General features: G+C 61.1%; 22 protein-coding genes. 11 read left to right on the plus strand and 11 right to left on the minus strand.

The features are described 5' to 3' along the window. The first annotated feature begins 53 nt into the window (after positions 1-53). Together AC1DV9_RS15455 and AC1DV9_RS15460 are read left to right on the plus strand one after the other, a co-directional pair. Positions 54-1,244: a winged helix-turn-helix domain-containing protein gene (locus tag AC1DV9_RS15455; RefSeq protein ID WP_477948873.1), complete on the plus strand. Its 1,191-nt coding sequence runs from the start codon at positions 54-56 to the stop codon at positions 1,242-1,244. A gap of 118 nt (positions 1,245-1,362) precedes the next feature. Then, a complete protein-coding gene (locus tag AC1DV9_RS15460; RefSeq protein ID WP_112537153.1) occupies positions 1,363-1,713 on the plus strand; it encodes a KTSC domain-containing protein in 351 nt (116 codons plus the stop codon). Between the two features lie 29 nt (positions 1,714-1,742). On the opposite strand, the gene ribB is transcribed toward AC1DV9_RS15460, so the two are convergent. From ribB to AC1DV9_RS15475, 3 genes are all read right to left on the minus strand, one after another. Then, positions 1,743-2,846 carry a 3,4-dihydroxy-2-butanone-4-phosphate synthase gene (gene ribB / locus AC1DV9_RS15465; protein ID WP_477939406.1) on the minus strand — a complete coding sequence of 368 codons (1,104 nt, stop codon included), beginning with the start codon at positions 2,844-2,846 and terminating at the stop codon, positions 1,743-1,745. A gap of 10 nt (positions 2,847-2,856) precedes the next feature. After that, a complete protein-coding gene (aroC, locus tag AC1DV9_RS15470) occupies positions 2,857-3,954 on the minus strand; it encodes a chorismate synthase (protein ID WP_477948874.1) in 1,098 nt (365 codons plus the stop codon). A 164-nt stretch (positions 3,955-4,118) separates the two neighbouring features. Continuing rightward, a complete protein-coding gene (locus AC1DV9_RS15475; RefSeq protein WP_477948876.1) occupies positions 4,119-7,295 on the minus strand; it encodes a bifunctional diguanylate cyclase/phosphodiesterase in 3,177 nt (1,058 codons plus the stop codon). A gap of 245 nt (positions 7,296-7,540) precedes the next feature. On the opposite strand from AC1DV9_RS15475, the gene AC1DV9_RS15480 reads away from it, so the two are divergent. Then, on the plus strand, positions 7,541-7,801 hold the full coding sequence (locus AC1DV9_RS15480) for a DUF1344 domain-containing protein (protein ID WP_112386465.1): 261 nt from the start codon (positions 7,541-7,543) through the stop codon (positions 7,799-7,801). A gap of 6 nt (positions 7,802-7,807) precedes the next feature. Here AC1DV9_RS15480 and AC1DV9_RS15485 read toward each other — a convergent pair whose 3' ends face one another. The 4 genes from AC1DV9_RS15485 to AC1DV9_RS15500 form a co-directional block, all read right to left on the minus strand. Then, positions 7,808-8,398 (minus strand): histidine phosphatase family protein, encoded by a 591-nt coding sequence (locus AC1DV9_RS15485; protein ID WP_477948878.1) that lies wholly within the window; start codon positions 8,396-8,398, stop codon positions 7,808-7,810. Positions 8,399-8,424: 26 nt separating this feature from the next. Continuing rightward, positions 8,425-9,243 carry an enoyl-ACP reductase FabI gene (fabI, locus tag AC1DV9_RS15490; RefSeq protein WP_112386463.1) on the minus strand — a complete coding sequence of 273 codons (819 nt, stop codon included), beginning with the start codon at positions 9,241-9,243 and terminating at the stop codon, positions 8,425-8,427. A 122-nt stretch (positions 9,244-9,365) separates the two neighbouring features. Continuing rightward, positions 9,366-10,547 (minus strand): J domain-containing protein, encoded by a 1,182-nt coding sequence (locus AC1DV9_RS15495; protein ID WP_477948880.1) that lies wholly within the window; start codon positions 10,545-10,547, stop codon positions 9,366-9,368. Between the two features lie 241 nt (positions 10,548-10,788). Then, positions 10,789-11,247, minus strand: a complete 459-nt coding sequence (locus AC1DV9_RS15500) for an RT0821/Lpp0805 family surface protein (protein ID WP_112518182.1) — start codon at positions 11,245-11,247, stop codon at positions 10,789-10,791. 66 nt (positions 11,248-11,313) lie between these two features. Here AC1DV9_RS15500 and pdxH point away from each other — a divergent pair, with 66 nt between their 5' ends. Continuing rightward, the gene (gene pdxH / locus AC1DV9_RS15505; protein WP_112537160.1) at positions 11,314-11,934 is read left to right on the plus strand and encodes a pyridoxamine 5'-phosphate oxidase; all 621 of its coding nucleotides are present in this window, start codon (positions 11,314-11,316) and stop codon (positions 11,932-11,934) included. Between the two features lie 4 nt (positions 11,935-11,938). On the opposite strand, the gene AC1DV9_RS15510 is transcribed toward pdxH, so the two are convergent. Continuing rightward, the gene (locus AC1DV9_RS15510; RefSeq protein WP_477948882.1) at positions 11,939-12,985 is read right to left on the minus strand and encodes a polysaccharide deacetylase family protein; all 1,047 of its coding nucleotides are present in this window, start codon (positions 12,983-12,985) and stop codon (positions 11,939-11,941) included. Between the two features lie 221 nt (positions 12,986-13,206). Here AC1DV9_RS15510 and AC1DV9_RS15515 point away from each other — a divergent pair, with 221 nt between their 5' ends. Continuing rightward, positions 13,207-14,484 carry a D-alanyl-D-alanine carboxypeptidase family protein gene (locus AC1DV9_RS15515; RefSeq protein ID WP_477948884.1) on the plus strand — a complete coding sequence of 426 codons (1,278 nt, stop codon included), beginning with the start codon at positions 13,207-13,209 and terminating at the stop codon, positions 14,482-14,484. 61 nt (positions 14,485-14,545) lie between these two features. Continuing rightward, complete coding sequence (locus tag AC1DV9_RS15520) at positions 14,546-14,845, plus strand: pyrophosphohydrolase domain-containing protein (RefSeq protein ID WP_112537162.1); 300 nt, start codon at positions 14,546-14,548, stop codon at positions 14,843-14,845. A 10-nt stretch (positions 14,846-14,855) separates the two neighbouring features. Here the strand turns inward: AC1DV9_RS15520 and AC1DV9_RS15525 are convergent, their stop codons facing one another. The 3 genes from AC1DV9_RS15525 to AC1DV9_RS15535 all read right to left on the minus strand — a co-directional run bounded on the left by AC1DV9_RS15525 (position 14,856) and on the right by AC1DV9_RS15535 (position 17,476). Continuing rightward, a complete protein-coding gene (locus tag AC1DV9_RS15525) occupies positions 14,856-15,350 on the minus strand; it encodes a GNAT family N-acetyltransferase (RefSeq protein ID WP_477948886.1) in 495 nt (164 codons plus the stop codon). Positions 15,351-15,368: 18 nt separating this feature from the next. Further along, entirely contained in the window at positions 15,369-16,784 is a 1,416-nt protein-coding gene (gene tldD, locus AC1DV9_RS15530) for a metalloprotease TldD (protein WP_477948888.1), read from the minus strand. An 86-nt stretch (positions 16,785-16,870) separates the two neighbouring features. Beyond that, positions 16,871-17,476: an invasion associated locus B family protein gene (locus AC1DV9_RS15535; RefSeq protein ID WP_112386454.1), complete on the minus strand. Its 606-nt coding sequence runs from the start codon at positions 17,474-17,476 to the stop codon at positions 16,871-16,873. Between the two features lie 340 nt (positions 17,477-17,816). Here AC1DV9_RS15535 and coxB point away from each other — a divergent pair, with 340 nt between their 5' ends. The 5 genes from coxB to AC1DV9_RS15560 all read left to right on the plus strand — a co-directional run bounded on the left by coxB (position 17,817) and on the right by AC1DV9_RS15560 (position 22,198). After that, positions 17,817-18,704 (plus strand): cytochrome c oxidase subunit II, encoded by an 888-nt coding sequence (gene coxB, locus AC1DV9_RS15540; protein ID WP_112386453.1) that lies wholly within the window; start codon positions 17,817-17,819, stop codon positions 18,702-18,704. Between the two features lie 20 nt (positions 18,705-18,724). Continuing rightward, positions 18,725-20,425, plus strand: coding sequence for a cytochrome c oxidase subunit I (ctaD, locus tag AC1DV9_RS15545; RefSeq protein WP_477948890.1), 1,701 nt, complete (start codon positions 18,725-18,727; stop codon positions 20,423-20,425). A 66-nt stretch (positions 20,426-20,491) separates the two neighbouring features. Then, positions 20,492-21,448: a heme o synthase gene (locus AC1DV9_RS15550; RefSeq protein ID WP_310291898.1), complete on the plus strand. Its 957-nt coding sequence runs from the start codon at positions 20,492-20,494 to the stop codon at positions 21,446-21,448. Next, positions 21,445-21,585 carry a hypothetical protein gene (locus AC1DV9_RS15555; RefSeq protein WP_162698648.1) on the plus strand — a complete coding sequence of 47 codons (141 nt, stop codon included), beginning with the start codon at positions 21,445-21,447 and terminating at the stop codon, positions 21,583-21,585. The genes AC1DV9_RS15550 and AC1DV9_RS15555 overlap by 4 nt, the downstream gene beginning before the upstream one ends. Positions 21,586-21,589: 4 nt before the next feature. Continuing rightward, on the plus strand, positions 21,590-22,198 hold the full coding sequence (locus tag AC1DV9_RS15560; RefSeq protein WP_112386450.1) for a cytochrome c oxidase assembly protein: 609 nt from the start codon (positions 21,590-21,592) through the stop codon (positions 22,196-22,198). Positions 22,199-22,249: the final 51 nt, after the last annotated feature.

Here is a 22,249-nt window from a genome sequence, read left to right on the forward strand (position 1 = left end):
CGGAAAGTGCAAAAGCGGGTGGCTAGGAAGATTTTCCGGCATATGATGAAGCCATGACGAATCTGCTCTCGAATGCCGATGCCCGCCGCGTCTTCATTGCCAAGCAGGGGCTGAGCGCACCGCCGAACCGCGCCTTGACCAAGGACGGGCTCTTGCAGCTCATCCACGATCTCGGCTTCGTGCAGGTCGACAGCATCCAGACGGTCGAGCGCGCCCATCACCAGATCCTGTTCTCCCGCAACCAGACCTACCGGCGCGAACACCTGACTTCGCTTCTGGAAAAGGACGGTGCGCTGTTCGAACACTGGACGCATGACGCCTCGATCCTGCCGAGCGCCTTCTTCAAATACTGGAAGCACAAGTTCGTCCATCAGGAGGAAGTGCTGGTCGAGCGCTGGCGCAAATGGCGTGGCGAGGGTTTTGAGGATGCCTTCGAGGAAACCTACGACCGTGTCGTGGCAAACGGCGCCATCCTCGCCCGCGAGATCAAGGCGGATGGCCATGTCTCCGGCGGCTGGTGGAACTGGCATCCGAACAAGACTGCGCTCGAATATTTCTGGCATACGGGCAAGTTCGCCATCGCCGGGCGCTCGAACTTCCAGAAGATCTACGACCTCGTGGAAAGGGTTATCCCGGACGAGTTCCGTGAGCCCGAAGTCGATCGCGAAGAGTTCATCGACTGGGCCTGCCGCAGCGCGCTGACGCGTCTCGGCTTTGCCACATCAGGCGAGATCGCCGCCTTCTGGAACCTGATTTCTCCAGAAGCCGCCAAAGCCTGGGTTGTCGCCCATCGCGACGAACTCACCGAGGTGATCATTGAACCGGCGCTCGGCGGCAAACCGCGCCCGTCCTGGGCGCTTGCCGAATTCCCGGCCACGATAGACGGCTATCCGGATGCGCCGCCCCGCATCCGCGTGCTCAGCCCCTTCGACCCGATGATCCGCGACCGCAACCGCACCGAACGCCTGTTCGGCTTCTTCTACCGCATCGAGATCTTCGTTCCGGAGCCGAAGCGTGAATATGGCTACTACGTCTTCCCGCTGCTCGAAGGCGACAGGCTCATTGGCCGGATCGACATGAAGGCTGACAGGAAGAAGGGCACGCTGGATGTGAAGCGTCTGTGGCTGGAGCCGGGTGTGCGGGGCTCGGCCGGACGTCTCGACAGGCTCGCTGCCGAGCTCGACCGCGTCGCCCGCTTTGCCGGCGTGGAGCGCGTGATCCTTGCCAATGGCTGGCTCGGGTAGTTGATGCCAGTCGTTTGAATTTTAAGCAGTTTTTTCGAAATTACCCGGCGTTAATCTTGACGCCGGTTTACCATGCCCATGCCAAACTTGTTAAGCACCGTTCCCCTACGGTTGGCGCATGAAAACGCACCTCATCAGATATGCCGCATGGTTGGCTTGGAACGACCTGGGCCGCAGGGTCAGGGCTCTGATCCGCAACCGCCGCGACGCCCGTGCCGCGGCGGCCTCAACGCTCTCGCCGGGCGAACAGCGAGAGCCGATGAAGCCGGTCGCGGTAAAGTCGGCGCTGATCGACGCGGTTTATTTCAGTCAGGAGGATGGCCGTCTTCGCGTCTGCCTCAGCAATGGCGAGGACCGGACCTTTGAGGGCGTCAACGAGGCGCATGTGATTGCCATGGTCACCTCGCAGTCGCCGGGCAAATATTACATGCGCAACGTGCGCCCCCGCTTCAAGCGTATCGCCGCCTGAGCGCGGGCGAATAGGCGCATTTTCTGTGATCAGCCGAGTTCAGTCTTGGTGATCTTGATCCCAAAACCCTCGAGCCCGACGTAATGCCGCTCGCGGCTGGTCAGAAGCTTGATCGAGGTCACGCCGAGATCCTTCAGGATCTGTGCGCCGAGACCGATTTCCAGCCATTCGCTCTCGCGCGTTGCTGCTTCGGCATGCGCCTCGCGGCCTTGGCTGCGAGCCTTGCGGCCGTTGTCGATATGGCCGACACCGACGGAGCCTTCGCGTAGATAGACGATGATGCCGCGGCCTTCCTCGGCGATCTTCTGCATGTAGTGGTCGACAGGGCTCTTCTTGCCGAACAGATCTTCGGCAACATTCTCCGGATGCAGGCGCACCGGAATGTCGATGCCGTCGCGGATGTCGCCGAAGACGACTGCGAGATGCTGCATCGGATCCCAGGGAAGCGAATAGGTATGGGCCTTGGCCTTGCCGAACGGGGTTTCGATCTCGAAGCTCGCGCCGAGCTCGATCAGCGTTTCCTTGCGCTGGCGGTAGGCGATCAGGTCGGCAACCGACACCTGCTTGAGGCCGTATTCCTCCGCAAAGCTGCTTACCTGCGGACCGCGCATGACGGTGCCGTTGTCGTTGACGAGCTCGCTGATCACGCCGATCAGCGGCAGGCCGGCAAGCCTGCAGAGATCGACGGCTGCTTCAGTATGGCCGGAACGCATCAGCACGCCGCCCTCGCGGGCAACCAGCGGGAAAATGTGGCCCGGACGGACGAAATCGGCGGCACCGACATTCGGGTTGGCGAGGTTGCGCACCGTCAGCGTCCGGTCGTCAGCAGAGATGCCTGTCGTCGTGCCGTGCTTGAAGTCCACCGAGACCGTGAAGGCGGTCGTATGCGCCGAGTCGTTTTCGGCGACCATGGCATTGAGGTTCAGGCGCTTCGCCTCTTCCTTCGGCATCGGCGTGCAGACGATGCCTGAGGTGTGGCGCACGATGAAGGCCATCTTCTCCGGTGTACAGTGGACGGCAGCGACGATCAGGTCGCCTTCGTTCTCACGGTCGTCGTCATCCATGACGACGACGATTTCGCCGGCTTCGAAGGCCCGGATGGCATCGACGACGCGCTTCTGGTCATAAGGCATGGAGCAATTCCTATTTCAGCCGGCCGGTCTGGCCACGGTCGCGGAGGTAATGATCTGCAATGGCGCAGGCAACCATCGCCTCGCCGATCGGCACGGCGCGGATGCCGACGCAGGGGTCGTGACGGCCTTTGGTGCGGATATCGACATTCTTGCCATCGGCATCTATCGACTGGCGCTCGGTCAGGATCGACGAGGTCGGCTTGATGGCGAAGCGGGCAATCACCGGCTGGCCGGTGGAAATGCCGCCCAGGATGCCGCCGGCGTGATTGGACAGGAACAGCGGATTGCCGTCATTGCCCATCCGCATCTCGTCGGCATTCTCCTCGCCGGTGATTTCGGCCGCACCAAAGCCGTTGCCGATCTCGACGCCCTTGACGGCATTGATCGACATCAGCAGAGAGGCGATGTCCTGATCGAGCTTGGCATAGATTGGTGCGCCGAGACCGGCCGGAACGCCTTCGGCAATGACCTCGACGACAGCGCCGACGGATGAGCCGCTCTTGCGGATGCCGTCGAGATACTCTTCCCAGACAGGCACGATCGCGGCATCAGGTGCGAAGAATGGGTTCTGATCGACCTGAGCCCAATCCCAGTTCTGCCGGTTGATCTTGTGCTTGCCGATCTGGATCAGCGCGGCGCGCACCTTCATCTCGGGAACGACGAGGCGGGCAATACCGCCGGCGGCCACACGGGCCGCAGTCTCGCGTGCCGAGGAGCGGCCGCCTCCGCGATAGTCGCGGATGCCGTATTTCACGTCATAGGTATAGTCGGCGTGGCCCGGCCGGTATTGGCGGGCGATCTCGCCATAGTCTTTCGAGCGCTGGTCGGTATTCTCGATCAGCATCGAGATCGGCGTGCCCGTGGTGATCATCGTCTCGCCATCGGTATCCAGCATCACGCCGGAGAGAACCTTGACCAGATCGTCCTCGCGGCGTTGCGTCACGAACCGCGACTGGCCGGGTTTGCGCTTGTCGAGCCAGACCTGAATGTCCTCGAGCTTGAAGCGCAGGCCGGGCGGCGTGCCATCGACGACGCAGCCGAGTGCCGGACCGTGGCTTTCGCCCCAGGTCGTGACGCGGAAAAGATGACCGAATGTGTTGTGCGACATGTGTTACCGACCAATGGGCGCCGCCTAGGCCGTCGCCGGCAGCGCCAGACTTCCAGAAATTCGCGGTCACTCATAGGCCAAAAAGCAAAGCGGGCAAACGCCTTTCTTTGCCGAAAAGCGGCGCAATCTGAGAATGATGTTTCTGCAATTTGGAAACGATGGGCTTACGACGCGAGGCGCCAGGCGGTGCCGAGTGCGGCCTGCGTGAAGTCCTCGAAGGCAAGCGGCCGCGAGAAGGCGTAGCCCTGCAGGATATCGCAGCCGAGATCGCGCAGCATGTCGGCATGGTCGATGCTCTCGACGCCTTCTGCCACAGTCTCGACGCCAAGCGAGCGGGCGATATCGATGATCGAGCGCACCAGCGTGCGTTCCTGCGAGGAGTGAAGGATCGGCTGCACCAGCTGGCGGTCGATCTTCAGCCGCTTCGGCTTCAGTTTCAGGAGCGAGACGATCGAGGTGTGGCCGGTGCCGAAATCGTCGATCTCGATGTCGATGCCGAGCGCCTTGATCCGGTCGAGGTTCTGGGCGGCGACGTCTTCGCTCTCGTCGAGGAAGATCGATTCCACCAGCTCGAAGGACAGTTCGCCCGGGCGGATATGCAGGTGGCTGAGCGACTCGAAGAGGCTGCCGTCATGCAGGCGCCGCGCCGAGACGTTGACCGAGACCTGCGGCACCAGGAGACCGTGGGCCGCCCAGCGCATCTTGTCCTTCAGCGCGGTTTCCAGAACGATGCTGTCAAGCGTCTGCACCACGTTGATCTCATCGGCAATCCGCAGGAACTTGTCCGGCGTCAGCACGCCGCGGGTCGGATGGTGCCAGCGCACCAGCGCCTCGACGCCGGTCAGCTTCATCGAGCGGGCGCAGAATTGCGGCTGATACCAGGCGGTGAATTCGTTGTTGTCGATACCGGCGAGGATTTCGTCGGCCGTGCGCTTGTTGTTGATGATGTCGGCCTGGAGGTTCTGGTTGAAGAACTCGTAGCGGTTCCGGCCCATGCTCTTGGCGCGGTAGAGCGCGATATCGGCATTAATCAGCATCTTGCGCGCATCGACATGGATGCCGTTGGCAAGCGCAATGCCGATCGACACGCCGCAGCGGCACGAAAAGCCCTGGAAGTCGATCGGCTGGCGCATTTCCTCGATGACGCGGCCTGCAAGCTCGGCCATGTCGACGTCGCTGACGTCATGCGCCAGGATCACGAACTCGTCGCCGCCGATGCGCGCCACGAGATCGCTGCCGCGCACATTCTTCGACAGCACCTTGGAAGCATGCACCAGCATCGCATCGCCGGCGGCGTGGCCGAGCGTGTCGTTGATTTCCTTGAAGCGGTCGAGGTCGATATGCAGGATCGCGAATTTCTGGCGCTGCGAGCGCGCGTCGATCGTCAGGCTTTCCAGCGCGATATCGATCTTGCGGCGGTTGGCGAGGCCGGTCAGCGGGTCATGCAGCGAATTGTGCTCGATGCGGTTCTTGGCAAGTTCAAGCTCGATATTCTTGGCAACCGCCTCGTCCTTGGCGGCCTTGAGTTCCGCCGTCAGCAGCGCGTCCTCGGTGACGTCGAAGGCAACGCCGATAACTTTGGTGGCGCCCGAGGGCGTCTGATGCACTTTGCCGGTGGACCGGACATAGCGAACGCCGCCGTCGGGGCAGGGGACGCGGCAAATCAGCGTATGCGTATCGCCCGGCTGGTTGAAGAAGCGCGACGCCTCGACCGCAGCCGCGCGATCGTCCGGATGGATGCAGGAGAGCCAGAGATCTTCGGTGACGAAGCCGTTGCGCGGAGCCAGGCCGTAGAGCTCGTGCATGCGCTCGTCCCAGAGTGAACCCTGGTTGCCGACCGTGGCATCCCAGATGCCGCACTGATAGGCATCGAGCGCCAGATCCAGCTTGCCGGACACTTCGGTCAGCTCGGCCTCGCGGCGTGAAATCTCGTCGAGCGCCAGCTCCAGCTCGGCATTCTTGATATCGCTGGTGTTTTTCGCCCGGCGCAGCGTGTCGGCCGCTTCTGCATCGGCGGTCACATCGGCGACGATCCCAATCGTTCGGCCAACACCGCCGGCGTCGGTATAGAACGAGCCGACCGAGCGCAGATGGCGGACCGTGCCGTCTGCGAGGAAGATGCGGTACTGCGCGGTGCAGGAGGTGCCCGCCACGCTGCAATTGAAGAAATGCGCCTCGGCGATCGGCCGGTCTTCGGCCGCGATCTTCGAAAGCCAGCTTTCCAGCGGGTGGCTTCCTTCGCCGGTCCCTTCGCCGTGCAGCGCCGAAGCGCGGCCGTCCCAATAGAGACTGTGGCCGCCGTCCTCGAGTTCCCAGATGCCGATATTGGAGGAATCGAGCGCCAGATTGAGGCGCTGCGACAGCTCGAGTAGCTTCACCTCGCGGCGTTCCAACTGCGAGATGTTGCGGTTGCGCTCGCCGAGCAGCAGGGTTGCGAAGAAGATCGGGATGATGATCACGCAGCCGGCGGTAATGATGATGACCCTAAGCTGCGACTGGTTCGGCGGCGCCTCTTCCCAGCCGGTCATCGGCACGGCCGACAGCTCCCAGCGTCCGCCGGCAAAGGCGATCTTGCGGCGCAGCGGCTGCTTGTCGAAAACATCGGTGTCGCCGAAGAAGGGCGCTGCCGAATCGGCCGCTGCCGTCCCAAGATCGCGCACCGCGATTGCCAGGTGATCGAGATGCGGATAGCGCTCCTGGTTTTCGCTGTTGCGCGCCGGCTTCAGGCCGGTGTTCTCATAGAACATGTCGCGGTCGATGGTGACCTCGACGGCGCCCCAGATCTTCCGCTGCCCATCTTCCTTGACGAAGATCGGGAAGAAGATCGCAAACGCATCCTTGCCTTCGGATGTCTTGATCGGGCCGTAGAAGCGCGCCTGCTGGTCGCCGGTATTGCGGGCGACCGATTGCATGCCCGAAAGCACTTCGCGCACATCCTTGCCGATCCGCGACTTGTTGGATTGCGGCGGGTAGACGTTGCTGACGATAAAGCCGGGGGCGACGGCGACGTTGATGAAATGCGGGTTCTGGATCAGCAGCCAGTTGATCTGCCGCTCCATCTCTTCGGCATTCGTGCGGGCGCTCAGCGAAATCATGTTCGAGAGGTCACGGACGATGGTGATATCCATGTTGATCTGTGCAGCCATGCGGGCGCGAATCAGATTAGTCTCGTTTTCCGTGCGGATCTGCAGCTCGCGCAGATGCGCGGCAGTATTGGCGCGATCAAGGGTGATGCCGACAGCAACGATCATGAACGCTACAAAGCCGGAGACCAGCAGCGAAAGCCATGTATTCTTGAAAATTCGCCGCAGTTGCCTGTTGCCGCCCAGCCGGAAAAGCAAAATCAGTCTCCCTTGTTTAACGGCAACTGTAAGAGGAACTTGTTAATTTACGATTTCCTGCGATTTTATATTTCGGGCGCCAAAAGAACCCGGGGATAATGGTTAATCACTGCTGCTGATTATTGTTAAAATGCTATTCATCAATTGGGCGGCGAAAGCCATTGTTCCGGGCAATTTTTGCCATATTCAGAGGGTTATCTGTGTTCCATAAGATTTTTGAGTCGAGTGTGAAGAGGGTCGCCGCGATGCGTTTTTTTGTTGCCACGCTGTTGGCCACCGCCAGTTTCCTGTCGCCGATCAGCGGTTTTGCTGAAAGCGCCGACGTCGAAGCGACGATCAAGAAGGTTGATACGGCCAATCTCAGCCTGACGCTCGACGACGGCAAGACCTATCAGGCGCCGGAAGAATTCAATTTCGATGGTCTGAAGGCCGGCGTGAAGGTCGTGATCTTCTATACTGAGGTCGACGGCAAGCGCGTCATCAACGACCTCGATATCGTCCAGTAACCGGGATTAGATCCAGCCGATCAGCCGTTCCGCCCTGTTGATCTTCAAGATCCGGTCCTGCGGAATGTCGCCTTCGGCGGCTTCGTGCTTCGGCACATCGGCAATCATCTTGAAAAGACTGCGAATGACGCCGCCATGCGTCACGCAAACTGTTGGTTTATCAACGGAATTTAGCCAGGACGCAATCCGCCACGACATGATCTCGTAGCTCTCGGCGTCGTCGCCGGGCGGAATGAAATCCCATTTGTTGAGGTTGCGCTCGGTGACGCGATCACGCTGCGTCGCCTTCAATTCCTTGATCGTCGAGCCTTCCCAATCGCCGAAGGAAACCTCGACCAGCCGTTCGTCGGTGCGGTAGGCCTTGGGATCGACGCCCATGGCCTCGCGGATGATCTCCATCGTCTGGCGCGTGCGGGTCAGCGGGCTGGCAACGAAGTCGAAGGGGATGCCTTCGACCTTCAGAATCTCTGCGAGATCGATACCGTTCAGCCGCGCTTGTTCGCGGCCGATGGGGTTCAGCGGAATGTCCTTCTGTCCCTGGAGACGGCGTTCGGCATTCCAATCGGTCTGGCCGTGTCGGACCACATAGATAAGCACGGCATGTCCCGTTTCTTGGAGTTCGGTCAGTCCTTGATAACCGAAATATCGGGCGCGTCCACAGCCTTCATGCCGATGACATGGTAGCCGCTGTCGGCGTGGTGAACTTCACCGGTGACCGAACGCGACAGGTCGGACAGCATGTAGAGGCCGACGTCGCCGACTTCCTCGATGGTCACGGTACGGCGCAGCGGAGCGTTGTACTCGTTCCACTTCAGGATGTAGCGGAAGTCGCCGATGCCGGATGCTGCGAGCGTCTTGATCGGGCCTGCGGAGATCGCGTTGACGCGGATGTTCTTCGGTCCGAGGTCGACGGCCAGATACTTGACGCTGGCTTCGAGAGCGGCCTTGGCAACGCCCATGACGTTGTAGTTCGGCATCACCTTCTCGGCACCGTAATAGGTGAGGGTGAGCAGCGAACCGCCATCCGTCATCAGCTTCTCGGCGCGGCGTGCGACCGAGGTGAAGGAGAAGACGGAGATCTGCATCGTCTTGTTGAAATTGTCGGCAGAGGTATCGACATAGCGGCCGGTCAGCTCGTCCTTGTCGGAGAAGCCGATGGCGTGAACGACGAAATCGATCTTGCCCCACATCTTTTCGACATTGGCGAAGACTTCATCGATGGTGGATTCGTCGGAGACATCACAGTGGCCGGCCAGAACGCCGCCGAGTTCGGCAGCCAGCGGCTCGACGCGCTTCTTCAGCGCTTCGCCCTGATAGGTAAAGGCGATTTCGCCGCCCTGTGCATGAATGGCCTTCGCAATGCCCCACGCGATCGAGCGATTGTTCGCAACGCCCATGATGACGCCGCGCTTGCCTGACATGAGGCCTGTTGCTTGAGCCATATTTTGCCCCCTAATGAACCAATTCAAACGTGCCTATGGCATAGGCAGCTAATCGGTTCAAGATTGCGAGCAATCATCAACTGTTAGGGATCGTAACAAAGGGTGCTCTTGTCACGAAAATTTCACAGGAAAAGCCCTTCGCGCATGCTTCTCATCAGGTCGGTGACCTTATCGTCTGGTTTTTCCCACAGAATAATGCGCAACTCGACGACGAGATCGCCCTTCGCACCGTTGCCGTCAGGCAGTCCCTGGTTCTGGACGCGGATCGATTTGTCCGAACCGGACCAGGCCGGAACGCTGACCCGGACCTTGCCGTCGGGACCATCGATCTCGGCTTCCGTGCCAAGCACTGCGTTCTCGATGGTCAGCGGCAGAACGGTGTGCAGGTCGTAGCCGTGCACGGTAAATTTCGGGTCGGATGCGATGCGCACGCTGATCACGGCGTCGCCGCGCTGCATGTTCGGCAGTTTCAGCCCCTGTCCCTTAAGGCGAACCTGCTGTCCGTCTGTTGTCCCTGAGGAAAGCGTGAAGCTCGCCTCCTGCGCTTCGCCCAGCGGAACGGTGATACGGTTGCCTTTCAGGATGTCTTCGATCGTCACCGTCGCCTGGGCAAACTGGTCCGGCGCCTTTTCGGGTGCCGGCGCAGCGCCGGTGAACCGGCGCACCAGTGATGTCAGAATGCTGAAAGGCTGCAATATGTTGGCTGCTGCTGCAGCGGCATTCGCGTCGGCATTGTCGCCATCCGGCTTGGCCGCGTCCGGCTCGCTCTTGGCAGCCTCGGGTTCGGCAGGTTTTGCCTTTGCCTGCGATTGTGCCTGCTGCTGGGCCTGACCCGTTGCGCCGGCGCCCGCAGTCTTGGCCTGCGCGTTCGCGCCGAAAATGCGCTCGACGACGTCTTCTGCACTTTCGGAGCCGGCTGCCTTCTGCTTCTGCGCTTCCTCCGCCGCTGCTTTCGCCGCTTTCTGGGCGTTGGCGCGCGCGAGTTCTTCCATCACGCGCTCGGCATTCTCCTGCGCCTGCTTGGCACGGATAGCCGCTTCGCGCGCGGCCTGGCGCTGCTGCATGATGGTTTCGCCGCTGACCTTTGCCGCCGCCATGCGCGCAGCCGTGTCGAAGAGGCTGCGCTTCTTCGGATCCTTCAGCGTCTCATAGGCGCGGCCGACCTCGGCAAAACGCGCCGTGGCGTTCGGGTCGCTCTGATTGTGGTCAGGATGGACCGCCTTGGCCATATTGCGCCAAGCAGCCTTGATTTCGTCAGCTCCTGCGTCCCTCTGGACGCCCAAAACCTTATATGGATCGCGCATAGTAATCCGCCGGTGTCCGATCCGGCTGCCACCTTTTGGCAACCGAAAGCCCAATAACAACTCTTTGCGCGCCATCCGGTTCAACCGGACCTCGCGCTTATGGGCTGGATCGTGCGGGAGAGTTGCTAATCACTTGTTATTTTCGCCGCCGGTGTCGGTGGCTTTCGCGGCAAATGGTTATCGTTCTGCTAAGCATTGTCATGCCGCCGCCGCGCGCATTAAGCATGCCTGTGGAAAAGGTTCAGCCTTCCGGCTGGAAGCTCAGAAGCTGCCAGTTGCCGCCGCCGACGAGGCAGGTCTTGCCCATGAATTTGGCAATGCCGTCATAGGAATGACGGGTGGTGCGGAACTGCCGGCAGACCTGGCCGGAATCGTTGTTCTCGACGATCGTATCGATCACGCCCGCACTGCCGGTCGAGGCATTGGCCCAGGCCAGCGGTTGCGCGCCGACCTTGCCGACATCGGCAGAGGTCACCGCATTGCGCACGGTCATTTCGTCTGAAAGCGTATCGGTGCTCGGCGGATTCTGCGGCACGGTACCGGTCGAGACGGAGCGGTCGACCTTGGAATCGCTGAGGAAGTCAAAACCACCGGTCATGCAGCCTGACAGCGAGAGTGTCGCCATGCCGATGAGAAGGAGCGAACCACTGCGGCGCAGGAAGCCCTTTGTATGGTGAGTTGACTTTGCTATGACTTCCACCCTGTGTCCTGTCCAGTCGTGAATAGCTGGGCATTTAACCTGATAACCCGGGGCATTTGAGCTAATATGTCGGCAAATGAGTTAACAAGCAGTGACTTTACCGAACGCGGCGAACCATTCAAGCTTTTCGCGGAATGGCTGAAGGAAGCCGAGGCTTCGGAGGTCAACGATCCCAATGCCGTCGCGCTGGCAACCGTCGATGAGGCTGGTCTTCCCAATGTCCGCATGGTCCTCCTGAAGGGATTCGATACCGCAGGCTTCGTCTTCTACACCAATTTCGAGAGCCAGAAAGGTCGCGAAATCTTGGGACAGCAAAAGGCGGCCATGTGCTTCCATTGGAAGACGCTGCGCCGCCAGGTGCGTTTGCGTGGTCCGGTGGAAGTCGTAACCGACGAAGAGGCCGACGTCTATTTTAAATCGCGCGCCCGCGGCAGCCGCATTGGTGCCTGGGCCTCGAAACAGTCCCGTCCGCTCGAAAGCCGTTTCGCACTCGAGAAGTCGGTTGCCGAATATACCGCCCGCTATGCGATCGGTGAAATTCCCCGCCCGGCCTATTGGTCCGGCTTCCGCATCAAGCCTGTTTCGATAGAGTTTTGGAAAGACCAGAATTTCCGTCTCCACGACCGCATCGAGTTCCGCCGTGCGGAGCCTGAGGGCGATTGGGAAAAGGTCCGGATGTATCCGTAACCTCTTATTTCCCCATCAGTTTCAGTGGAATGCCTGAGGCCAGCGCCGAGACGTAGCGCGGCTTCTGGTAGAGGCCGTTCAGCGATAGACGCGGCAGGTAATGGGTGCCACCGGATAGCCCGGTCTTTATAACGCCGGGCTGCGTCGTCACGGACACCGTGAAGCCGAGGCCGGCGGCAATTGCCGCCTCGCGTTGCGTCGCCGCCTCCCGGGTGCCGTAGGGAAAAGCGATCGTCACGGGCCGATGGCCGGTAACCACTTCTACGTGATCGGCCGAAATCAGCATCTCCTCGCGGGCGTCAGCTTCCGGCAGCCGGGCGAGCGCCCGGTGGCTGATCGTATGCGCGCCAAGCGAGGCGAGGGGGCTCGCCTCCAGCAGGTTGAGTTCGGCCTCGCCCATCACCAGATCGTCGACGATGCCGAGCGGATCGATCTCGTGCTGCCGCGCCAGGGCGTCGAGCCGCGCGATCGCCGCCGTTTCGTCTGTGCTATGGAGAAAGGCGGCAAATCTCGCGAATGCCGCGTATTGATCGGCCGGATTTTCAAGCTTGAGTACCTCGTCGCCGCTGCCGAAATCGAAATGCAGCAGATCGGCGCGGCGCAACAGCAGCGTCAGCGTTTCCCACCAGATACTGTGCGTGCGCTCGGTCAGCCCCTTGGCCACGAAGATCGTGAACGGCGCCTCGTGCCTTTCGAAAATCGGATAGGCGTGGACGAGATTGTTGCGATAACCGTCGTCGAGTGTGAAGGCGGCAAACGGCGCATCGCCTGCCGGTGCAGAGAGCAGGGCAGGGACGTCCGAAAGCGCCACGAAGCGATATCCGTCCTTCGTTAGCCGCGACAGCGCCGCATCGAGGAATTCCGGCGTAATTTCGAGATGCGCGTTGGGTTCGAAGTCATGCGCCTCGTAAGGGCGGACATGGTGCAGGGTGAAGATTGCGCCACGGCCGCGCGCGCCGCGCATCAGCCGCGTAGCGCTGATCAGATGCGCCGCTTCAAGGCCGGCGGTGATGGCGGCCCTTTTCGCCCTTTTTTTCCACAATCCCTGCATGTCAGCTCCGTGAAAGGTCCGGACCCTACCAATTCTGGTGTTAAACCTTGCTGAAGATTGCTTTTCGGACTGAAATCTTTACGTTTCCTTCACCACGGGTGGAAAAAACTCAGAGAACCAGTGTTCGTTGCCTCAAAGTCGCGCCAAAGTGCGGGCTTCTGTCACAGAACGGGACACATTTTGGCAATGCTGCGCGCGCGTGGCACCTAGAGGGGAAATCCATGAACAGGCTGTTGGCCACACTCTTGACTGCGACGCTTGCCTTTTCGGCACCCGTTGCGGCGATCGCCGGCAACGCCTCTTTCATCCTCGATGCCCGCACCGGCAAGGTCCTCGCCTCTGAAAATGCCGACGTGCTGAATCACCCGGCATCGCTGACCAAGATGATGACCCTCTATCTCGCCTTCGAAGCGATCAATCGCGGCAAGCTCAGCTGGGATAGCCAGATCGTCATGTCGAAATATGCCGCGAGCCGCCCGCCGACGAAACTCGGCGTCCGCCCCGGCGGCACGATCACCGTGCGCGAAGCGGTCTATGGCATGATCGTCAAGTCGGCCAACGACGCTGCCGCTGCCATGGGCGAGAAGCTTGGCGGTTCGGAGAGCAACTTTGCCCGGATGATGACGCAGAAGGCCCGGCAGCTCGGCATGAGCCGCACCACCTTCTACAACGCCTCGGGCCTTCCCGACGCCCGTCAGGTAACGACGGCCCGCGACATGTCGACCCTCGGCGTGGCGCTGATCCGCAATTTCCCGAAGGAATACCAGCTCTTCTCGGTGGCTTCCTTCAATTTCCGCGGCAAGACGATCCGCGGCCACAACAATCTCATGTACCGCTACGAAGGCATGGACGGCATCAAGACCGGCTATACCAATGCCTCCGGCTTCAATCTCGTCAGCGCCGTGCGCGATGGCAACCGCCGCGTCGTCGGCGTCGTTCTCGGCGGCCGCACGGCCCGCAGCCGCGATGCCCAGATGGCAGCACTGCTCGACAAGTATCTCGACCGCGCATCGGGTGGTGCCAAGCTGGTTGCCAGTGCCGGCAGCAAGCCGCAGCCGGCAGCGCCCGTTGAAGTCGCTTCCGCTGCGGATGACGGCGATCTGCCGGTTCCGGTGAACGCACCGCGCGCCCAGGGCGATGCCGAGGCAATCCCCTTTGCACTCGGCTACAGCGGCACCACAGTTCCGCTCGACCGTCCGGCCGCGCTCGACAAGATGGGCAAGGGCGGCAAGCTGCAGGCGTCGGCCAGCGGCTGGCAGATCCAGATCTCCGCGGCACCAAGCGCCGAGGCCGCACAGGCACTGCTCGCGCAGGCCAAGACTGAAGGCGGCGCGGCATTGAAATCCGCCTCGCCGCTGACCCAGGCCGTCGGCTCCGGCGCGAGCGCCGTCTACCGCGCCCGCTTCACCGGTTTCGGCAGCCGCGATGCCGCCGCCGCTGCCTGCGATGCCCTGAAGAAGCGCTCCTATGACTGCGTAATGGTCGGCGGCAACGGCTGATCCGGACTGGACAATAGCCAGGAATCACGGTTCTCTTTCATGAGTACGGAAGGAGAACGAAATGCTGTCTGATCTTGCCGAAAAATTCGAGGCGGCCTCAAAGGCCTATGCCACGGCAAACGGCGTGGAGCGCGATCCCGACTGGTTTCTGCTCAAGCTTCAGGAAGAGATGGGTGAACTCACCCAGGCCTGGAACCGCCTGACGGGGAGGGGACGCGCCAAGGGCCGGACATCCGCCGAGATGAAGCAGGACCTCGCCGACGAGACCGCCGATCTCCTCGGCCACATCCTCCTCTTTGCCCACCACAACGGCATCGACCTCGCACCCTCCGTCGAGCGGAAATGGCTGTTTAGGCCGTGAATGCGCGGGGTTACTTGCCGAGTGCCCGCCGGTAGAACTTGCTGTCGACGCCCATGACAGGGAAGGCGCGGGGGAGGTCGTTCCGGCTGATCTCGCTGAACCCGTTCTTTTCGTAGAACCGGTGGGCGGCAAGGAACCGGTCAGTGGTGCCGAGGAAGATATCGGTGATCTCATGCTCCCCGGCATGCGCAAGGAGCGCGTCGAGCAGGCGGACGGCGACATTGTGCTCGCGGCCGCGTACATGGGCCGCCACGAACATCTTGCGCAACGCCGTCTGGTTATTGCCGATATCCTTGAGGCCGAGCGTCCCGACGATCGTTCCGTAGAGTTCGGCGACCCAGAACTGCCCCTTGCGGGCCTGGTAGAAGTCGGGGATCACTGCCAGATCCGGCTGGTCGTCGGCGGTGATGGCGATGCCGAATTCATCCCGCTGGATCGGCAGGATCACCGAGAAGACGCCGTCGATGTCGGCGATGGCAAAGGGCCGTATCAGGATCTCGCTCATCGCCGTCTCCTGAGGTTGTTAGGTTTGCGTACCGCCAACGGTAACCTGGTCCATACGCAGGTGCGGCTGGCCGACGCCGACGGGCACCCATTGTCCGGCCTTGCCGCAATTGCCGATGCCGGTATCGAGCCTCATGTCGTTGCCGACCATGGAGATGCGTTTCATCGCGTCAGGGCCATTGCCGATCAGCATCGCGCCCTTGATCGGCGCGCCGATCTTGCCGTTTTCGATCAGGTAGGCTTCGGTGCAGCCGAAAACGAACTTGCCCGAAGTGATATCCACCTGGCCGCCGCCGAAGGAAACGGCATAGATGCCCTTCTTGACCGAGGAAATGATCTCGTCGGGCGTCTTGTCGCCGCCGAGCATATAGGTGTTGGTCATGCGCGGCATCGGCACATGCGCATAGCCCTGGCGGCGCCCGTTTCCTGTCGCCTTCATGCCCATTAGCCGGGCATTCTGCCGGTCCTGCATGTAGCCGACGAGCTTGCCGTTCTCGATCAGCACGTTATAGGCCGAAGGCGTGCCTTCGTCGTCGATGGTGATCGAGCCGCGGCGGTTGTCGATCGTGCCGTCGTCCACGACGGTGACGCCTGGAGCGGCGACCATCTGGCCGAGCAGGCCGGCAAAGGCCGAGGTCTTCTTCCTGTTGAAATCGCCTTCCAGCCCGTGGCCGACAGCCTCATGCAGCATGACGCCGGGCCAGCCGGAGCCGAGCACCACATCCATCGTGCCTGCGGGCGCTTCGATGGCTTCGAGATTGACCAGCGCCTGGCGCAGCGCCTCGTCGGCGCCGGTCTGCCAGCTGCCCTCGGTGATGAAGTCGCCGAAGCCGATGCGCCCGCCGGATCCGTAGGAGCCGCTCTCCTGCCGGTCGCCTTCGCCCACCATGACCGAGATGTTGATGCGGGTCATCGGCCGGATGTCGCGGACGCGGTGGCCGTCGGCACGCAGGATGTCGACGACCTGCCAGCTGGCGGCAACCGAAGCCGTCACCTGCCGCACCTTGTCGTCCTTGCCACGCAGATAGGCGTCGATATCGGTCAGCACCTTCACCTTCTCTTCGAAGGAGGGTGAGCCGATCGGATTCTCGTCGTTGTAGAATTTCTTGTTGGTGCCCTGGGGGGCGGCGGCGTAGCTGCCGGAATAGCCGCGGGTAACGGCACCGACGGCATCGGCAGCGCGCTTCAGCGCCGAAACAGAGAGGTCGCCGGCATGAGCATAACCAACCGCTTCGCCAGCTACAGCGCGCAGGCCAAAACCCTGCTCGGTATTGAAGCTGCCGCCCTTGAGGCGGCCGTTGTCGAACATCAGCGATTCCGCCTGCGCATGCTCGATGTAGAGCTCGCCGTCATCGGAGCCGGAGAGCGCTTCGGCCACGAGCTTGCGCATCGTCGCTTCGTCGGCATCGAAGAGCGTCAGGAGGTCGGTATTCATGATGGTATGCTCCGCTTCAAAGCTGCAATGCTTCAAGCCGATGTAGGTCCGGACGGGTGTTCGAGCAAGCCCCAATCAGGCCCTTATCAGGGAAGCGCGTCGTAGCCTTCGGCAAAGCCCTTCAGATCGACAGGAATGCCGATGCCTTCTTCCGGCGTCTGGAAGACGATGAAGGTGGCGCTGGTGCCGCTGCGGAAGGTCTTGAGCAGCTCGTCCTCGAGCACGACTTCGGCGTAGCAGCCATCGGCGAAGCAACGGACGAAATAGGCGCGGCCGATATCCTTGCCGTCGACATTGAGGCCGAGGCCGTTCGGCAGCAGCACGCCGAGAGGCGCCAGCACGCGCAGGATCTTCGACTTGCGGTCGGCGGTCTTCAGTACGACGACCGAAAGCCCGACCTCCGGCCGGTCTTCGGCGATCACGTTCTGCATCAGCGCGCACTGCTCGGCCGAAGCGCCGGCCGGCTTGTCGCAGACGACGGACCAGGCGCCGTGGTTGGATTTCACCGTGCCCGGTGCCTGCGGCTGGCTCTGGCCGGGAACGGCCTGCTGCTGTCCGGGTGCCGGGGGCGCGGGTTCGGCCTGTGCAGGCGGCTTGGCGGCCGGCTGCTGCTGCGCGAAGACGGGGGTGGCCGCTGCTGCTGCAAGTATGGTGGTCACGGCAAGCGACCGCGCAAGGGAACGGAAACCCATAAAAACCTCTGGATTCGAATCGGTGACGGTATTGTTGAAGGCCGTCGCCGAAAATGAAAAGACCTGCCCCGTGAAAACCGGGGGACTACGGCAGAAATAGGACCTTTCGGCAAGAATGTTCGGGCTTTGGATTGGCCCGCGTAAGGCTTTTCCGTATGATGGTGCAAATCGGCGGTAATGTTTTGTGCCTGCTTGCGAATTTGTCGTTACGCAAAAATGCCGCATAGACAATTGCTTTGGCCAGTTGCGGTCCATGGCAAACTGTGGTTTGAAGCGCAGAAGATGGCAAGGATTCTGCGTTCGATTTATGGCAGGTCAAGCGCTCGAGGGAGATACTAAGGTGATTAAGAAGGCTTATGCAGCTCTGACCGCGCTGGTCTGTCTGCTTTTTGCTTCCGGCACATATGCCGATCAGCCGATGCCGTGGCAGGCAACGCTGCAGCCGGCGGCGACGCCGATTATGCGGGAAATCCGCTGGTTCGAACAATATACGCTGTGGTTCATCGTACCGATCACGCTCTTCGTTCTGATCCTGCTCATCGTTGTCTGTTGGAAGTTCCGTGCGAGCGCCAATCCGGTGCCGTCGAAGACCAGCCACAACACGGTTATTGAAGTCATCTGGACCGTGGGGCCGGTTCTGATCCTTCTCTTCCTCGCTGTTCCGTCGTTCAACCTTCTGACCGCCCAGCTGACGCTGCCGGAAAATCCGGATGTGACGCTGAAGGCAACCGCGACCCAGTGGCAGTGGAATTACGAATATGAAGGCACTGGCGACAATCCGCTGGCCTTCGATTCCTACCTGCTGAAGGATCCGGATCGTGCCGCTGCCGGCAAGACCGACCTCTCCACCTATCCGCGCCTGCTCGCTGTCGACAACGAAGTCGTCCTGCCTGTCGGCAAGACCGTCCGCGTTCTGGTGACCGCCGCTCCGACCGACGTCATCCACGCTTTCGCGATGCCGTCCTTCGGCGTCAAGATCGATGCTGTTCCGGGCCGCCTCAATGAAACCTGGTTCAAGACCGAGCGCGAAGGCCTGTTCTACGGCCAGTGTTCCGAGCTCTGCGGCAAGGACCATGCGTTCATGCCGATCGCGATCCGTGTCGTTTCCGAAGACAAGTACAAGCAGTGGCTGACGGCCGCCGCTTCCGATCTTCCCGGGGCCTACAAAAGCCTCATGGCAGCAACCGATGGTCCGAAGACCGTCGATGTCGCCGAAAACGCTCAGTAATCTAGAAGGGACTCGGGACAATGGCTGGACCTTCCGCTCACGATCATTCTCATGATCAGCATGGCCATGACGCACATGCACATGACGACCATCACAATCGCTCGCATACGCCGAGCTTCGTCAATCGCTGGTTCTTCTCGACGAACCACAAGGACATCGGCACGCTCTACCTGATCTTCGCGATCTTCGCCGGCATCATCGGCGGCGCGCTCTCCGTTGCCATGCGCATGGAGCTTCAGGAGCCTGGCATCCAGATCTTCCACGGTCTGGCCTCGATGGTTTACGGCTTCGAAGGCGACGCCGCGATCGACGGCGCCAAGCATATGTTCAACGTCTTCACCACCGCTCACGCCCTGATCATGATCTTCTTCATGGTCATGCCGGCGATGATCGGCGGCTTCGCCAACTGGATGGTGCCGATCATGATCGGTGCGCCTGATATGGCGTTCCCGCGTCTGAACAACATCTCCTTCTGGCTGATCGTTCCGGCCTTCCTGCTGCTCGTGCTGTCGATGTTCGTCGAAGGCCCGGCCGGTGCTTACGGCGCTGGTGGCGGCTGGACGATGTATCCGCCGCTCGCAACCGCAGGCCAGCCTGGCCCGGCCGTCGATCTGGCGATCTTCTCGCTGCATATCGCCGGTGCGTCGTCGATCCTTGGTGCGATCAACTTCATCACTACGATCCTGAACATGCGCGCTCCGGGCATGACGCTGCACAAGATGCCGCTCTTTGCCTGGGCCGTTCTGATCACTGCCTTCCTGCTGTTGCTCTCGCTGCCGGTTCTGGCAGGCGGCATCACCATGCTGCTCACCGACCGCAACTTCGGCACGTCCTTCTTCGCGCCTGAAGGCGGCGGCGACCCGATCCTCTACCAGCACCTGTTCTGGTTCTTCGGTCACCCGGAAGTCTACATCCTGATTCTGCCGGGCTTCGGCATCGTCAGCCACATCATCTCGACCTTCTCGAAGAAGCCGGTTTTCGGTTACCTCGGCATGGCCTACGCCATGGTCGCGATCGGTGCCGTCGGCTTCGTCGTCTGGGCGCACCACATGTACACGGTCGGCCTGTCGCTCGATGCGCAGCGCTACTTCGTGTTCGCAACGATGGTCATCGCCGTTCCGACGGGCGTGAAGATCTTCTCCTGGATCGCAACGATGTGGGGCGGCTCGATCAGCTTCCGCACGCCGATGATCTGGGCAATCGGCTTCATCTTCCTGTTCACGGTCGGTGGCGTCACCGGCGTTCAGCTGGCAAATGCCGGTCTCGACCGCTCGCTGCATGACACCTATTACGTCGTGGCTCACTTCCACTACGTTCTGTCGCTCGGCGCCGTGTTCGCCATCTTCGCTGCCTGGTACTACTGGTTCCCGAAAATGTCGGGCTACATGTACAGCGAGTGGATCGGCAACCTGCACTTCTGGGTCATGTTCATCGGCGTAAACCTGGTGTTCTTCCCGCAGCATTTCCTCGGCCTCGCCGGCATGCCGCGCCGCTACATCGACTATCCGGATGCATTCGCCGGCTGGAACTACGTGTCCTCCATCGGCTCCTACATCTCGGCCTTCGCGGTTCTGATCTTCCTCTTCGGTGTCTTCGAAGCTTTCGCCAAGAAGCGCCTGGCTGGTGACAATCCGTGGGGTGAGGGTGCAACGACGCTCGAATGGCAGCTGCCTTCGCCGCCGCCGTACCACCAGTGGGAACAGCTTCCGCGCATCAAGTAAGATGCTGGAATACCGGACGCCGCACCAAGATGCGGCGTCCGGCCTTAATGTAAGCAGGACGGAATAATGACGGTCATCGACAATCACGAGGCACTTGCGAACGAAGGCGACTTCCGCCTGTCGGAAGCAGGCGCACGCGATTATTTCGAGCTTCTGAAGCCCCGCGTCATGTCGCTGGTGGTTTTCACGGCCTTTGCCGGTCTCGTGCTGGCGCCCGGACACATCAATCCGATCCTCGGCCTCATCTCGATCCTTTGCATTGCTGTCGGTGCTGGTGCGTCGGGTGCGCTGAACATGTGGTATGACGCCGATATCGACGCTGTCATGACCCGTACCGCGCAGCGCCCGATCCCGGCGGGCCGCATCCAGCCGCGCGAAGCACTGGCTTTCGGCCTCGTGCTCTCGGGCTTCTCGGTCTCGATCCTCGGCCTCGCCGTCAACTGGCTCTCGGCCGGGATCCTGGCCTTCACCATTTTCTTCTATGCCGTCGTTTATACGATGTGGCTGAAGCGCTCGACGCCGCAGAACATCGTCATCGGCGGCGCGGCAGGCGCTTTCCCGCCGATGATCGGCTGGGCCTGCGTGACCAATTCGGTCACCATCGAAAGCACCGTTCTCTTCCTGATCATTTTCCTATGGACGCCTGCGCATTTCTGGGCTCTCGCGCTCTTCAAGATGCACGATTACGAATCCGTCGGCGTGCCTATGTTGCCGAATGTCTCAGGCGAGCGCACCACCAAGCATCAGATCGTTGCCTATGCGGTCCTGACAGCCGTCTGCGGCGTCGTCCCGTCCTTGCTCGGCTTTGCCAGCTTCGGCTACGGCCTAGTCGCCACTCTGCTTGGCGCAATCTTCATAAGCTGTTCCATCGCCGTCTGGCGGATGCCGGATGGCGATCTGAAGATGATCCCGGCAAAGAAGCTGTTCGCTTTCTCGATCTTCTATCTGTTTGCCATCTTCTCTGCTCTCATGTTCGATCGCGTGGCCTCTATCCTGGTGTTCCACGCAGGAGGTTTGATTTGATCGAAACCGTCAAATTGACCGAAGCGCAGCGCAAGTCGCGCCGCAATCGTAACGTCGCGCTCGGCCTCGTGCTGGCCGGTCTTTGCGTGCTGTTCTATGCGATCACCATCGTCAAGTTCACCGGACACGGAGGCTGAGCGAATGAGCGAAACCGTGGACGCGCCGACGAAGAAGGGCCGCAATAACGGCGCCGTCGTCATGATGTGCCTGAGCTTCGTCGTCGGCATGGGCGCGATGAGCTATGCCGCCGTTCCGCTCTACCGCATGTTCTGCCAGATCACCGGCTATAACGGCACGACGCAGCGCGTTGAGCAGGCATCGACCGTGATCCTCGACCGCAAGATGCGCGTCACATTCGATGCCAATGTCGCTCCCGGCCTGTTCTGGGAATTCAAGCCGGTCCAGCGCGAAGTCAACCCGCGCATCGGCGAGACGATCCAGGTCAATTTCGTTGCCGAGAACCGCTCGAACGAAACCCAGCGCGGCCAGGCGGTGTTCAACGTCACGCCGGGCGAAGCCGGGGCCTATTTCAACAAGGTCCAGTGCTTCTGCTTCACCGAGACGGATCTGAAGCCGGGCGAAAAGCTTGAAATGCCGGTGGTGTTCTACATCGATCCGGAAATTACCAAGGCCGTGGAATCGAAAGACATTCACACGGTCACGCTATCCTATACGTTCTACCCGAAAGAGGGACCGAAGCCGGTGGCTTCGAATGAGGGTGGAGCGGAGAAGGTTGAAAAGAAACTTTGATTGAGGTCCGTTTCCGGCTATGCCGGGAACGAGCGAGGAAGAGATCCGGGG

Source organism: Rhizobium sp. 01L410 (assembly GCF_056400165.1).